Annotated in this window: 14 protein-coding genes; 3 read left to right on the top strand and 11 right to left on the bottom strand. The window is 42.9% G+C overall.

Annotated features, from left to right (window positions below; translation table 11 throughout):
- Both J2S25_RS13120 and J2S25_RS13115 read right to left on the bottom strand, forming a co-directional pair.
- Positions 1 to 852, bottom strand: a complete 852-nt coding sequence (locus J2S25_RS13120) for a metal ABC transporter permease (RefSeq protein WP_044392409.1) — start codon at positions 850 to 852, stop codon at positions 1 to 3.
- Positions 845 to 1,630 carry a metal ABC transporter ATP-binding protein gene (locus J2S25_RS13115; RefSeq protein WP_439117500.1) on the bottom strand — a complete coding sequence of 262 codons (786 nt, stop codon included), beginning with the start codon at positions 1,628 to 1,630 and terminating at the stop codon, positions 845 to 847. The genes J2S25_RS13120 and J2S25_RS13115 overlap by 8 nt, the downstream gene beginning before the upstream one ends.
- Positions 1,631 to 1,780: 150 nt before the next feature.
- Here J2S25_RS13115 and J2S25_RS13110 point away from each other — a divergent pair, with 150 nt between their 5' ends.
- The gene (locus J2S25_RS13110; RefSeq protein WP_044392408.1) at positions 1,781 to 2,035 is read left to right on the top strand and encodes a DUF2624 domain-containing protein; all 255 of its coding nucleotides are present in this window, start codon (positions 1,781 to 1,783) and stop codon (positions 2,033 to 2,035) included.
- An 80-nt stretch (positions 2,036 to 2,115) separates the two neighbouring features.
- Here J2S25_RS13110 and J2S25_RS13105 read toward each other — a convergent pair whose 3' ends face one another.
- Both J2S25_RS13105 and J2S25_RS13100 read right to left on the bottom strand, forming a co-directional pair.
- A complete protein-coding gene (locus tag J2S25_RS13105) occupies positions 2,116 to 3,006 on the bottom strand; it encodes a deoxyribonuclease IV (RefSeq protein ID WP_044392407.1) in 891 nt (296 codons plus the stop codon).
- Between the two features lie 21 nt (positions 3,007 to 3,027).
- A complete protein-coding gene (locus J2S25_RS13100) occupies positions 3,028 to 4,344 on the bottom strand; it encodes a DEAD/DEAH box helicase (RefSeq protein WP_044392406.1) in 1,317 nt (438 codons plus the stop codon).
- A 246-nt stretch (positions 4,345 to 4,590) separates the two neighbouring features.
- Here J2S25_RS13100 and vrrA point away from each other — a divergent pair, with 246 nt between their 5' ends.
- Entirely contained in the window at positions 4,591 to 5,280 is a 690-nt protein-coding gene (gene vrrA / locus J2S25_RS13095; RefSeq protein ID WP_052806982.1) for a VrrA/YqfQ family protein, read from the top strand.
- 105 nt (positions 5,281 to 5,385) lie between these two features.
- Positions 5,386 to 6,339 (top strand): 4-hydroxy-3-methylbut-2-enyl diphosphate reductase, encoded by a 954-nt coding sequence (locus tag J2S25_RS13090; RefSeq protein ID WP_044392405.1) that lies wholly within the window; start codon positions 5,386 to 5,388, stop codon positions 6,337 to 6,339.
- 71 nt (positions 6,340 to 6,410) lie between these two features.
- Here the strand turns inward: J2S25_RS13090 and J2S25_RS13085 are convergent, their stop codons facing one another.
- The 7 genes from J2S25_RS13085 to J2S25_RS13055 all read right to left on the bottom strand — a co-directional run bounded on the left by J2S25_RS13085 (position 6,411) and on the right by J2S25_RS13055 (position 13,703).
- Positions 6,411 to 7,526: a Nif3-like dinuclear metal center hexameric protein gene (locus J2S25_RS13085; RefSeq protein ID WP_044392404.1), complete on the bottom strand. Its 1,116-nt coding sequence runs from the start codon at positions 7,524 to 7,526 to the stop codon at positions 6,411 to 6,413.
- Entirely contained in the window at positions 7,523 to 8,233 is a 711-nt protein-coding gene (locus J2S25_RS13080) for a tRNA (adenine(22)-N(1))-methyltransferase (RefSeq protein ID WP_044392403.1), read from the bottom strand. Before J2S25_RS13080 ends, J2S25_RS13085 begins: the two co-directional genes overlap by 4 nt.
- Positions 8,234 to 8,369: 136 nt before the next feature.
- Positions 8,370 to 8,732, bottom strand: a complete 363-nt coding sequence (gene cccA, locus J2S25_RS13075; protein WP_044392401.1) for a cytochrome c550 — start codon at positions 8,730 to 8,732, stop codon at positions 8,370 to 8,372.
- Between the two features lie 399 nt (positions 8,733 to 9,131).
- Entirely contained in the window at positions 9,132 to 10,262 is a 1,131-nt protein-coding gene (gene rpoD / locus J2S25_RS13070; RefSeq protein WP_044392399.1) for an RNA polymerase sigma factor RpoD, read from the bottom strand.
- Positions 10,263 to 10,305: 43 nt separating this feature from the next.
- Entirely contained in the window at positions 10,306 to 12,099 is a 1,794-nt protein-coding gene (gene dnaG / locus J2S25_RS13065) for a DNA primase (protein ID WP_307192108.1), read from the bottom strand.
- A 15-nt stretch (positions 12,100 to 12,114) separates the two neighbouring features.
- Positions 12,115 to 12,564, bottom strand: a complete 450-nt coding sequence (locus tag J2S25_RS13060; RefSeq protein ID WP_084221753.1) for a YaiI/YqxD family protein — start codon at positions 12,562 to 12,564, stop codon at positions 12,115 to 12,117.
- A gap of 320 nt (positions 12,565 to 12,884) precedes the next feature.
- Positions 12,885 to 13,703: a pyruvate, water dikinase regulatory protein gene (locus J2S25_RS13055; protein ID WP_044392397.1), complete on the bottom strand. Its 819-nt coding sequence runs from the start codon at positions 13,701 to 13,703 to the stop codon at positions 12,885 to 12,887.
- Positions 13,704 to 13,710: the final 7 nt, after the last annotated feature.

Here is a 13,710-nt window from a genome sequence, read left to right as displayed (position 1 = left end):
TCACCTCTTTAAAATAGCTCTTTTTGCACTGCGTTTTTTTAGCCAGATCACCAGCACAAGGATGAATATAGCAATCATGACAATCGTCCCGCCAGGAGCGAGGTTCAAGTAATAGGACAGGAATAGTCCCCCTAGCACGGAAATTTCACCGAACAGGATGGAAAAGAAGATTGTCTGCTTGAATCCATTAGCGAATCGGATGCTAGCTGCCACTGGCAAAGTCATCAGTGAGGAAACAAGCAGAATCCCAACGATTCTCATAGACGCCGCGATGACCAGTGCCACCATGACGATAAAAATAAAGTGCAAAGACTTGGCTGCAATTCCAGTTGCCTTTGCATATTCTTCATCAAACGATAATAGAAACAGTTCTTTGTATAGGAAAGATACGATTGTGATCACAAAGATACTGATAATCAGAATGGTCCATAAATCCGCCCTGCTTACTGCACTGACGCTCCCAAATAAATAACTGAATAAATCCGTATTGAAACCATCCGCAAGTGAAATGAAAATAACGCCAAGCCCAACTCCACCCGAAAGGATGATTGGAATAGCCAGTTCCTGATAATGCTTATAAACCGTGCGAAGCTTTTCAATGAATAACGATCCACCAACGGAAAAGACCATTCCCATATAAAGTGGGTTAAGGCCGCTTAACACCAGAAACTTTTTCTCAAGCAAAAGGCTTAATGCGATCCCAGCCAAGGTAATATGACTCAAGGCATCAGCTATAAGGGACAGCCTTCTGACTACAATGAAAACACCGAGAAGGGGAGCGATCACACCGATAATCATGCCGGTCAAAAAAGCATTTTGTAAAAACTCATATTGCATCAGGCCACTAATCATGATGATGACCTCCCTCGTGATGATCATGAGTTAAAACTTGCACATCATGCCCATAAATTTCTGACACATCATTCAGTTTCAGTTGTTCAAATTCGTCTGCACTTCCATGGAAATACATATTTTTATTCAAACAAGCAACATTCGTGACTTTTTCGGAGATCGTACCAATATCATGCGTCACCATAAGCAACGTAATCCCCTGCTTCTTATTAAGTGTTTCGAGCATTTCATAAAAGGAGTTTACATTCTGGACATCGACCCCGACTGTTGGCTCATCAAGGATCAGCAATTCAGGTTCGCTGACCAGGGCTCTCGCGATGAACACTCTTTGCTGTTGGCCTCCAGAAAGCTCCCCGATATTTCTGTCGAGAAAATTCCCCATTCCGACAGATTCAATTGCCTGTTTAATCTTTACATGGTCCGTTTTCTTTAAAATATGAAACAGCCCAAGTTTTTTTGTCAGCCCGCTGGCGACCACCTCAAAAACAGTTGCCGGGAAGCCTGTGTTAAAGGAATTTGCCTTTTGCGACACAAATCCGATTTTATGCTGCTCCCTAAACTTATTAATATCCTGTCCAAACAGACGGATCGTCCCTGTTTGTGGCTTGATGAGACCAAGTATTAACTTCAGCAGCGTTGATTTTCCAGATCCATTAGGACCAACGATGGCCAAGAAGCTCCCTCGGTGTATCGACAGATTTATATTTTCAAGTACATTCTCTTTATCGTATCGGTAATATACATCCTGTACCTGAACGATGTAATCATTTGTATTCACATTATCACCTACCAAAATAAGAATCATTCCGATTTACCTTATGAGTATAGCTCTTTTTTTCCGTAAAGTAAACAAAAGAACTTCCTTGCCAAGAAAATTGTCACAAAACGAGCACAAAGCACATACCTTACTATGAAGGAGTGATGATCTTTGGCTATCTTTGAAAATATTATTAACCATAAAATAGGCAGCATTACAACAGATGAGCTGCTTAAATACGCTTCTCAATTCCAAATATCAATAACAAAAGCGCAGGCAGAAAAAATCGCCGGTTACTTACGCGGAAAAAAAGTCAATATCTTTCATGATTCAGAAAGAACGGAACTCATCAAGCAAATCGCTAAAATCACCAATCCGGAAACAGCGAGGGAAGTTAATAAATTATTTGTGAACTTTATGAAATAGGATAGGCGTGTTGATCGTAATGACGGACACTTTTTTCTGAGAAAAAAGCTGCGGAACTGGTCCGCAGCTTTCGTTCAGGTTCAGCCGTTCATAATGGTGTCTAGCAAATTTTTTTCGAATTGTTTATTTTTTAGCATCGCGATTTCGTATTTATAAGGTGGTTTTTTCGTATTCTTGTCAGGTCCAACAAATGGCGTTTCTAAGATTTTTGGTATTTGCGTCAGTTGCGGGTGATGGACGATATAATTTATTGCCTCAAAACCGATATGCCCAAAGCCGATATTCTCATGGCGATCTTTCCTTGTCCCGAACTCATTTTTGCTGTCATTAATGTGCATCACTTTGAGTCTGTCCACGCCGATGATCTTATCAAATTCGTTCAATACGCCATCGAAATCCTCCACGATTGGATAACCGGCATCATGAGTATGGCAAGTATCAAAGCAAACCGAAAGCTTGTCATTGTATTTGACACCGTCGATGATCATCGCCAGCTCCTCAAAAGACTTGCCGCATTCCGATCCTTTTCCCGCCATGGTTTCCAGAGCAATTTGGACTTTGTCTTCTGGACGAAGCACCTCATTCAAGCCTTCAATGATCTTTTCAATTCCTTTATCTGGACCTGCACCGACGTGCGCACCCGGATGCAAAACGATTTGCTTGGCACCAAGGGCTTCGGTCCTGTCGATTTCACTCCGCAAAAACCGCACTCCCAAATCAAAGGTATCAGCATTCTGCGTATTCCCGATATTGATAATATAGGGAGCATGGACAACTATTTCATTGATACCATTCTGCTCCATATGCAGCCGCCCTGCTTCAATGTTCAGGTCCTCGATTTTCTTTCTTCTAGTATTCTGAGGTGCTCCCGTATAGATCATAAAAGTATTTGCACCATATGAGACAGCTTCTTCACTAGCTGCAAGCAGCATTTTCTTGCCGCTCATCGAAACATGCGAACCAAGTAACATCTAGATCTCTCCTAAATCCCTTTATTTATTTCTCTTCTGAATACGATTCTCCCGTTTTTTGATTTTGTCGACTTCGTATTTCATCTTCTTTTTATAGCCGGGTTTTACTTTTTTAGGCTTGGTTACAAGCGTCTTTGCCTTCGTCTCGCCTGCCGTTTCCTTCTTTTTTCGGTTCTGACGTCGGTTGCGCTCTTCTAACTCCGTTAATTCACCCTTTTTCAAATCAATGTTTTGAAAAGTGATTCCCATTTTTTCAATGCGTACTAACGCATCTTCATCGCTCTGCTCGTAGATGGTCAAAGCAACTCCAGATGAGCCAGCACGTGCCGTTCTTCCTACCCTGTGGATATAAAAATCAAGGTCTGTAGGCAGTTCATAGTTAATCACATGGCTAATTCCCTGGATGTCAATTCCTCTTGCTGCCAGGTCTGTCGCAACTAAATACTGGAATTCAAGGTCTTTGATTTGCTTCATGACCCGTTTGCGCTCACGCGGGCTTAAGTCACCATGGATACGGGCCACCTTCATGCCTTTTTGAATCAATCCATCCGCAATTTCATCCACTTTTTTCTTTGTATTCGCAAATATAATTCCTAAATATGGATTAAAGGCCAGCAGAGCCGAATGCACAAGGCCTATTTTATCCCGGTGCCTCGCAGGAAGGAGAATATGTTCAATATTCGCGGCTGTGGCTTGTTTCGGTTCAATTTGGATGTATTTAGGGTTTTCCATATATTTTTTCAAAAACGGTTTCAGCTTTTCGGGAATCGTCGCCGAAAATACTAACATTTGCAGTTTTTCGGGCATGCGCGACGCAAACTGGTCAATGTCCTCAATGAATCCCATGTCAAGCATCAAATCGGCCTCATCGATTACTAGTAACTTGGCGGTGTGCACAAATAATGCATTTTCCTGGACAAGAGCGTTAATTCTGCCTGGCGTTCCGATCACGATTTGCGGCTGTGTCTTCAGTTTCTCAATCGTTCTTTGCTTGTCTGTTCCGCCAATATAACAGCGGACAGTAATCTGCTCTCCATCTGTCGCATGTTCAGCAATTTTCCGTACTTCATGATAAATCTGGTTGGCAAGTTCCCGTGTCGGCGCCGTGATGACTGCCTGTACTTCATTGCGCGATGAATCCACCTTGTTCAAAATTGGCAGTACATAGGCATGCGTCTTTCCAGTGCCCGTCTGTGATTGCCCGATGGCGCTGTCCCCTTTTAGCACAGTCGGGATCAATCGTTCTTGAATCTCAGTCGGCTCAATAAAACCTAATTGATTAATTGCATTTATAATGAACGGCTTTAGTTCATAACGTGTAAATTTTGATTCACTCATTGGAAAACTCCTTCTTATCCTCTGTCCGGTTCGTGTATTACCGGAAAACAGCCTGTTCCGTAAGCTGCTCTTTTTCAGGTTCGTCCTGTAATTATATGAAAGATTGCAGAAAAACTCCAATCACTACTATCTTAACCTAACCTGCCGAAAAAACAAACATGTTCTCACGACTTACTTTTCTTAAACCATTCCGAACTTCCCGCATATTCTAATAGGAGATGAAATATTTGGAAAGGAGGGGTCTTCATGCTACCAGGACCCCATATGAATCCAGGAGGAATGCCAAATCGCTTCCACGCTCCACGCATGATGGGGGGCCCAGGGATAGGCCGGCGTACGATGCAGCAGCCTTTTGCCCAACGGCCAATGATGCCTCAAGGCCAGGTGCCGCGAATGGGCGCAGGGAATATGCGCTCAAAACCACCAGGCGGCGGACTGCTCTCCAAGATATTAGGAAAGGGTAGTGACGGCCAACGAAACGGTTCCCCAGCAGGTTTTTTTTCTGGAGCCAATCCCGCAACACGGGGAGGCGGCACAGGTGGCGGAATCCTGAAAACAATTGCAGATCCATCTGCATTGAACGGTTTTCTGTCAAACACACAAAAAGTTTTGAACACGGCGCAGCAGTTCGGTCCGATGGTTCAGCAGTATAGTCCACTTGTCCGTAATTTGCCATCAATGTGGAAGCTTTATCGAGGATTGAAGGATCTTCCAGATGCAGATGAACAAACGGCAGAGCCAGAAAAAGAAAAGCACGATACCAAGAACAAGAACAAGGAAAAAAACGAACTCAAAAATGAGAAAAAAAATGAGAACAAGAATAAGAACAAAAATAGAATAAAGTCAGAAAAGACCGAAAAGCCGACTGCTTCAGGCAAACAAACCGAAAAGAAGAAGCGGACGAACGGAACATCAACACCAAAACTTTTCATTTAGTCTCCAACCATTCATTCTTCGTTTCGAAATCCTCTTTTGTAATCTTTCTATAAGTTTTATATAATAAAAGAAAGAGATGAAAGGCATTCTTAGGAGGATAATTGAATGAATGTAATAAAAATATCACCTCGCGGCTATTGCTACGGCGTTGTTGACGCAATGGTCATTGCCCGCAATGCAGCATTGGACAAAAGCTTGCCGCGACCTATCTATATACTTGGAATGATTGTTCATAACAAGCATGTTACCGATGCTTTTGAAGAAGAAGGCATCATCACTTTGGACGGAAACAATCGCAAGGAAATCCTCGAAAAAGTTGAGGGAGGGACAGTTATTTTCACTGCGCATGGAATCTCTCCTGAGGTCAGGAAGCTTGCCGAAAAAAAAGGCCTGGTATCGATCGATGCTACATGCCCGGATGTTACGATTACCCATAACCTGATACACGAAAAGGAAAAGGATGGCTATGAAGTCATTTACATTGGCAAAAAAGGCCATCCGGAACCAGAAGGAGCGGTTGGAGTGGCTCCTGGGATCGTCCATCTAGTCGAAACAGCAGCCGATGTGGAAGCATTAAACCTGCAGGCTGAAAAATTAATTGTCACCAATCAGACAACGATGAGTCAATGGGATGTAGCTGAAATTATGGAGAAGGTAAAAGAAAAATATCCTCACGCAGAGGTGCACAGGGAAATCTGCATGGCGACACAAGTACGCCAGGAAGCAGTGGCCGAGCAGGCGAAAGCAGCGGATATCCTGATTGTTGTTGGCGATCCAAAGAGCAACAACTCCAACCGCCTTGCCCAAGTGTCACAAGAGGTAGCCGGCACCAAAGCTTATCGAATTGCAGATATCAGCGAGCTTGAAATCGATTGGATCAAGGATGCGAAAACAGTAGCCGTCACTTCCGGCGCATCGACCCCTACACCAATCACAAAAGAAGTGATCACTTTCCTTGAACAGTTTGATCCACACAACGAAGCAACCTGGGCAAAGGAGAAAAAAGTACCGCTCTCGAAAATTCTGCCAAAGGTTAAGAAAACAGAAGCAAGTGTGTAAGATCAAAGCAGTCCAATTGAATTGGGCTGCTTTTCGTATTAGCTGATTCTGCTTTGCATCCAATCCATCTTTTAGATAAAAGTAAACGGATCTGTGTCGACTTCTGAAGCCAGGAATTGGACATCATATCCCTTTTCCTTACATCGCTTCTCCATTACGTGGACGATTCCTTTTTTCATGATTTTTTCTACATTATGGCCCGGATCGATCATATTCAAGCCTTCCATCAGTGCGTCATGTGCCGTGTGATAATAGATATCCCCTGTTATGTACACATCTGCTCCGCGAAACTTTGCCTGAGAGAAGTACTTATTCCCATCTCCTCCAAGAACAGCTACCTTTTTCACTTTTGCATTTAAGTCTCCAACTACTCGCACATTCCCAACGCCAAGCGCTTGCTTAACAAAATGCGCATATTCTGCCAGCGTCGTCTCTTCAATGCTTCCAATTCTGCCAAGTCCAAGGTTTTCGCCGCTATTTTCAAGCGGATATAGATCATAAGCTACCTCTTCATAAGGATGGGCTTTGATCATCGCCTGGATTACCTTTTTTTCGATACTCTGTGGAAAAACCGTTTCAATCCTTACTTCATTGACTGCTTCGAGCTTTCCTCGTTCGCCAATATGCGGATTCGTGTTTTCTCCTGGCAGGAATCTCCCTTTGCCCGAGGCTGAGAAGGTACAATGGCTATAGTTGCCGATCGCCCCGGCCCCAACATTTCCTAATGCTTCTCGGATTTGCTCGGCATTTTCCTCTGGAACAAACACAACCAATTTTTTCAGGTGGTCTTCAAAGGTTGGAACTAGAACCTGGGGATTCTTAAGCCCAAGTGCTTCAGCAAGGAGATCATTTACTCCTCCTTTTGCCACATCAAGATTCGTATGTGCAGCATAAACGGCAATGTCGTGCTTGATCAGCTTAGCAATCATTCTGCCTGCTGGTGTGTCGGTCATGATTTTTTTCAATGGCCGGAAAATTGGCGGGTGATGAGCAATGATTAAGTGAACATTGTTAGCAATTGCCTCTTCCACCACCTCCTCTGTCACATCGAGAGCGACGAGGACGGTTTCAACCGTCCCATTCAACGCTCCAATCTGCAAGCCAACCTTGTCGCCTTCGAGCGCGTATGCTTTTGGTGAGAATTGCTCAAAAAGCTGAATCAGTTGATGTCCATTTACTTTCTTCACTGGAACGCCTCCTCTGCCATTTTCAGTTTCTTTTTTAATTCCTTCTTCTTAATCTCCGTTTCTTCATTTTGGGTAGCTCCATCCAATTGGATAAGGATTCGCTGCCAATTTCTCCTCTCTGCCTTCCATTTTTCCATGAATACGTCCGATTTTTCTCGCAATAAAATCGGACCAAATTGCATGCCACTTTCAAGATCGATGCCTTTATATGGTTTTAAAGGTTCGCCTTTTTCCGCAACAAGAATTTCATAGATCTTTCTGTCTTCCTTCAAAATTTCTTCATTCAAGAGCTCCCACCCATTGTCAATCAGCCACCGGCGCACTGCAAAGCTTGCAACATTCGGCTGTAATACTAGCCTGCGAACACCTACAAGCTTTGATTTCCCTTTTTCCAAAATGGAGGAAATCAATGATCCGCCCATGCCGGCAATCGTAATGCAATCCACTTCGCCGGGAGCAATCACTTCGAGTCCGTCTCCCTTCCGAACGGTGATTAAATTTGTTAGGCTTTCCTCCTGAACCTGCTCAAGGGCAGATTGGAACGGTCCCTCGGCGATCTCTCCGGCAATCGCCATCGGAATCATCCCCTTGTTTACCATGTAACAAGGAAGATAAGCATGATCGGATCCGATATCGGCAAGCCTCGCTCCATTGGGAATATTATTTGCAACGGCATTGAGCCGATCAGAGAGCTTGTCAGCATTCATTAAAGCCACCTACTTCTTGAAAGTTTGCTTTCATAAGTATATGAAAATCTAACGCCCCTTGTCCAATCATCGGGGATTTTTTGTTTTCTGTTAAAAATAGGAAAAGGCCCCTGCAGTAAACAAGGGCCTTTCCACATTACTTCAATTCAGTTACGATCCAGTCGGCCATTTGTTCTTCCTTGCCTGCAGCCATTCCTGCGGGCATATTCCCTTTACCATTCGTCAGAATACCTTTGATTTCATCTTTGGAATACTTGCTGCCTACACCTTTTAATGAGGGACCAGACACTCCTTCATATTGGTTGCCGTGGCACCCGGCACAAGTCTGCTGGTAAAACTCCTCTGGGTTTACTTGAGTAGTTTCTTCTGTCTTTCCACCGCCTGCTTGTTCCTTTGCAACATTCTTAGCGTCCCCAAGCCCCTTAAAAGAAAGCAGGAACATCAAGCCGATCCCCATTACCATAATCAATACAAACGGGATAATTGGATTACGATTCATCATATACCCTCCTTTATGTACAACACCAACTAAATAATGATTTCACACAAATATTATTTTACTTGAAAAACGTTTACAGGGAAAGCAAAAAAAGCAAACTTTGTCACAGATGTTCAAAGTTACGACAAAAATTGATGAGGTTTTCTCTTTTTATTCTTTGGGCTTCAAACGATTTTTCATCGATTCAATGGATTTGAATGCGTATACAATTATTATATAGCCGAATAGACAATTTTCTCAACATTTAAAAAATTTTTGTGATATTTTAATAATCCGATTTGCAAAAACAGGAATCATTCAGTAAAATAAAATAAAATACCAAGTGGAAAGCCTTAGCATCCAGGACAATTTTAAAGGGAATAATGTACTTTTTAAAAAGTACATTATTCCCTAGTAATCCTACTCTAAAAAGTCTTTCAATCGCTTGCTTCGGCTTGGATGACGAAGCTTGCGCAGAGCCTTGGCTTCAATCTGACGGATTCGTTCGCGTGTAACCCCGAATACTTTGCCCACTTCTTCAAGCGTGCGTGTGCGACCGTCATCTAGACCAAAGCGCAGTCTCAGAACATTCTCTTCACGGTCTGTAAGTGTGTCCAGCACATCCTCCAGCTGTTCCTTCAAAAGCTCATATGCTGCGTGTTCGGAAGGAGAGGTAGCATCCTGGTCTTCGATGAAATCACCAAGGTGGGAATCATCTTCTTCCCCAATTGGTGTTTCTAAGGATACCGGCTCTTGGGCAATTTTTAGGATTTCACGAACTTTTTCTGGTGTAAGATCCATGTCTTCCCCAATTTCCTCAGGTGTTGGTTCACGCCCTAGGTCTTGCAAAAGCTGTCTTTGGACGCGGATCAATTTGTTAATTGTTTCAACCATGTGGACCGGAATCCTGATTGTCCTCGCCTGATCAGCGATCGCACGAGTGATCGCCTGGCGGATCCACCAAGTAGCATAGGTGCTGAACTTGAAGCCTTTGCGGTAGTCGAATTTCTCCACTGCCTTGATCAAGCCCATATTTCCTTCCTGAATTAGGTCAAGGAAGAGCATGCCTCTGCCCACGTATCGTTTCGCAATACTAACGACAAGTCGAAGGTTTGCTTCGGCAAGCCGTCTTTTGGCTTCTTCATCGCCCTGCTCGATCCTTTCTGCAAGGCTGATTTCTTCCTCTGCAGAAAGAAGATCTACTCGGCCAATTTCCTTCAGATACATTCTTACCGGATCATTGATTTTGATCCCCGGAGGAACACTTAAATCATTCAGATCGAATTCTTCATCGTCCTTAGCGAGCTGTTTGATATCTGGATCTTCCACTTCATCACTTTCGCCGACAAGTTCAATTCCTTGTTCACCGAGGAACTCATAATACTCATCCATTTGTTCGGAGTCTAGTTCGAAGCTTGACAGCCTCTCTGCAATATCATCATAAGCAAGGATACCTGTTTTCTTGCCCAGTGCCGTTAACTGGTCTTTTACTTGTTCAACTGTCACTTCATTTTCAGTGACTTCTTTAGAACGGGCTGACTTTTCAGCCATATGTCCCCCTCCTTCCAAAAATCAAAAACAATTAGCATAAGCTTTAAAAAGTCTTGCGCAATTGGATAATCTCGGTTGCGATTGTCGCAGCGCGCAAAAAGTCGTTTTGACGTTCTGCCTGTTTTTGTTCTGCCGTTTTTTCCTTTATTTTTAACATTTTTTGATAATTCAAGACCTGCTTGATATAATCAGCTAATTCCTGATCGCTGATTTCCTCGTTCAGAGCCATCATTTCGATATCTGCAACGACCCTTTTTAGCTTATTATCTTGAAGATAATTTAAGAACGCACTTGGATCGGGGTCATGTTCTTTTTCATAGTATGCAAATAAATAAGTAATAATAGCCTGGTGTTCATCAATATTCATCATGCTCCCTGCCAGCAATTCCTGGACCTTATAGGCAACGTCTGCATTTCGCATCATATGATAGATGAGGCGCCTCTCAGCTGTATGGTAGGCGGGCCTTAGCTCTGTTTTCCTGGTGTAAGCCGCTGGTTTAGGCTGATTTTGTTTTCTAGGAGCTGAAGTCTGTTTCCGCTCGTTTAGCTGTTGCATTAGAGCATCCAGCGACAGCGAGAATTCATTTGCTAGCTGTCGCAAATACAAATCCTTTTCGACTGCCTTATCAAGCCTGCTGATTTCTTTCAGTACTTCTTCGATATATTGAAGGCGATCTCCTTCATTTTGAAGGTTTTTTCCCCGACGATAATAGAGTAATTTAAAAGCCATCAAGGTGGAGCTCGATCCAATGATATCGTTTCTGAATTTTTCCTCCCCATGCACCTTTATGAAATCATCCGGGTCCATCCCATCCGGCATGATGGCGACCCTGACAGCCAATCCTGCCTTCGACAACATATTCGAGGCCCTGAAAGCCGCTTCAATGCCGGCTTTATCGGAATCATAACAAATCGTTACCGCTTGGACATTTCTTTTAAGCAAAGAAATATGGTCATCTGTCAACGAAGTCCCCATCGAGGCAACTCCGTTTTCTACGCCTGCACGGTTAGCGGAGATGACATCCGCAAACCCCTCAAACAGAACAGCTTGCTGCTGTTTTCGAATCGAGCCGCGTGCAAGATGAAAATTATATAAAATTTTGCTTTTATGAAAGATTTGCGTCTCAGGGCTATTTAAATATTTGGGCTCATCCGTCCCCATTGCTCTCCCTGAAAACGCAATCGTATTCCCCTGGTGATCCAGGATCGGAAACATTATTCTGTTCCGGAATCTGTCAAAGTAGGTCTCATCGTTTTCCTTTTGAATGACAAGTCCTGCCTTTGCCATCACTTCAGGCAAGAATCCTCTTTTTTCCAGCAGTGTTACTGCAAAATCCCAAGATGGCAAGGCAAAGCCGATTTGGAACCTGTCGATCGATTCCCTTGTGAATCCTCGATTCAAAAGATATTCCAGCGCATCCTGACCCTCTTTTGTATTTACCAGCAAATGATGATAAAATTTACGCAAGAGTTCATGTGCGTCGACCATTTGCTTCGAACCTTCAGGCAATTGTAGATTTTTGCTGGCTGCTGGGCCTTCTAGATTCAATTCGATATTTGCCATTTCGGCAAGTTTTCCTGCTGCTTCCTGAAAAGACAGTCCATCGATCTCCATCAGGAAGGAAAACACATTCCCTCCAGCTCCACAGCCGAAACAGTGGTAAATCTGCTTATCAGGCGAAACCGAAAAAGAGGGGGAATTTTCTCCGTGAAACGGACAAAGCCCAAAATAATTCCTGCCTTGCTTTTTCAATTGGACATACTCACCAATGACATCGACTATTTCAACCGCCTGCCGAATTTCATTTAATTTCTCCTCGGCAATCCTCTCTGCCATATGCATGACCTCTAATTAGTTGTGATTCCTTGAACATATCTTAAAATTCGACAAAAGTATGTTCAATTCCTCTATAAATTTTTCTCTGTCTTTTTTTGTGAAAGGTTTTGGGCCTTTCCCATAGAAACCCTGCCGTCTCGCCTTGGCAGAAAGATATCTTAGCTCAAGCGCGGTCTGGATTCCGTTTTCTTCGTATAAACTTCCCCTCGGGGAGATGGTGTAAACTTCTTTCGCAATGAGGGTAGATGCAAGGCCAATGTCCTGCGTCACTGCAAAATCACCTTTCTTAACGTGATTCATTAAATAAAGGTCTACAGCCTCCTTATAGGAATCGACAAAAACCCAGTTTTGCCCCTGAAGATCATTCTTCATATGTGCGTATGAAGCCACAAAAACAGCTTCGATGGAAAACTTCGAAGCAATTTCGACAATTTCCTTTATGACCGGGCAGGAGTCCGCATCCACAAAAAGGGTCTGACTGTTGATTTTACTAGTATTAATTCTACATCACTCCGCATATTCCTTCTTGAGGAATGTTTTTTTTGCAGGGAATTTTGTCGAATTTTTTTGTGACCCACATCTTGACAACTGATAGTAAATAGTTTATTCGTAATCAGTCTAGTCTAAACCTAATCTGATACTTTTTTATCACAATTTTTTATTATAGTATAAGAAAGCCTATTTTTCCATTATTTTTACTCGAAAACAAAGCATTTTTTACAGCGAAAGATTTGGAAAACATCATTTATTGAAAAAAAAGAAAGAAAGCACATACGAAAGATGTGCTAACGGTTCATCTGCCTACTGCGGATCGTATGAAGGATGACATTGGCCGTTTCTTCTACGGCTTTATTTGTCACATCGATTACTGGACATCCGATTTTTTCAACAACCTCATCAAAATACTGGATTTCTTCTTTAATCCTTTCGATATTAGCGTAAATTGCCTGGTCATTCAATCCGAGGGAAATCAATCTTTCACGCCGGATCTGATTCAGCTTATCAGGAGTAATTCTAAGGCCAAAGCATTTTTCCTTTGGAACAAGAAATAATTCTTCCGGTGGGTCCACTTCAGGTACAATCGGCACATTTGCCACTTTAAATCGCTTGTGGGCCAAATACTGGGATAAAGGAGTTTTAGAGGTTCTGGAAACTCCCACTAGAACGATATCCGCTTTGAGAATGCCTCTTGGATCCCGTCCGTCATCATATTTTACCGCAAACTCGATTGCTTCCACTTTCTTGAAATAATCTTCGTCCAGTTTACGGACAAGCCCCGGTTCGTATAACGGTGCCTCCCCGCTAACTTCCTGGATCTGCTGCATAAGCGGACCTATGATGTCACATGCATAGATTCCCTCTTTCTTGGCTGAATCCAGCAAATAATTGCTTATATCTGGCTTAACCAAAGTGTAAGCAATCATTCCGCCATCATGCTTAGCCATGGAGATGACTTCATCAATATGTATTTTATCCTCCACATAAGGAAATCTTTTTAGAGATACAGCTAAATGTTCGAATTGACTGATGGCAGCCTTAGTAACGAGCTCCGCTGTCTCGCCGACAGAGTCAGATACTACATAAATAATTGGTGTTTTCCCCATTTTTTAA

This window comes from Mesobacillus stamsii, from assembly GCF_030814065.1.
GTDB classification, from domain to species: Bacteria; Bacillota; Bacilli; order Bacillales; family Cytobacillaceae; genus Mesobacillus; species Mesobacillus stamsii.
The sequence above is the reverse complement of the archived record's forward strand: the minus strand, read 5'-3'. Positions and strand labels throughout refer to the sequence as shown.

Excerpts from the sequence above, each read along its gene's own strand:
- vrrA (WP_052806982.1), top strand. The coding sequence starts at position 4,591 with ATGCTACCAGGACCCCATATGAATCCAGGAGGAATGCCAAATCGCTTC.
- J2S25_RS13120 (WP_044392409.1), bottom strand. The coding sequence starts at position 852 with ATGATTAGTGGCCTGATGCAATATGAGTTTTTACAAAATGCTTTTTTG.
- J2S25_RS13100 (WP_044392406.1), bottom strand. The coding sequence starts at position 4,344 with ATGAGTGAATCAAAATTTACACGTTATGAACTAAAGCCGTTCATTATA.
- J2S25_RS13090 (WP_044392405.1), top strand. The coding sequence starts at position 5,386 with ATGAATGTAATAAAAATATCACCTCGCGGCTATTGCTACGGCGTTGTT.
- rpoD (WP_044392399.1), bottom strand. The coding sequence starts at position 10,262 with ATGGCTGAAAAGTCAGCCCGTTCTAAAGAAGTCACTGAAAATGAAGTG.
- dnaG (WP_307192108.1), bottom strand. The coding sequence starts at position 12,099 with ATGGCAGAGAGGATTGCCGAGGAGAAATTAAATGAAATTCGGCAGGCG.
- cccA (WP_044392401.1), bottom strand. The coding sequence starts at position 8,732 with ATGAATCGTAATCCAATTATCCCGTTTGTATTGATTATGGTAATGGGG.
- J2S25_RS13055 (WP_044392397.1), bottom strand. The coding sequence starts at position 13,703 with ATGGGGAAAACACCAATTATTTATGTAGTATCTGACTCTGTCGGCGAG.
- J2S25_RS13105 (WP_044392407.1), bottom strand. The coding sequence starts at position 3,006 with ATGTTACTTGGTTCGCATGTTTCGATGAGCGGCAAGAAAATGCTGCTT.
- J2S25_RS13080 (WP_044392403.1), bottom strand. The coding sequence starts at position 8,233 with ATGAATGCTGACAAGCTCTCTGATCGGCTCAATGCCGTTGCAAATAAT.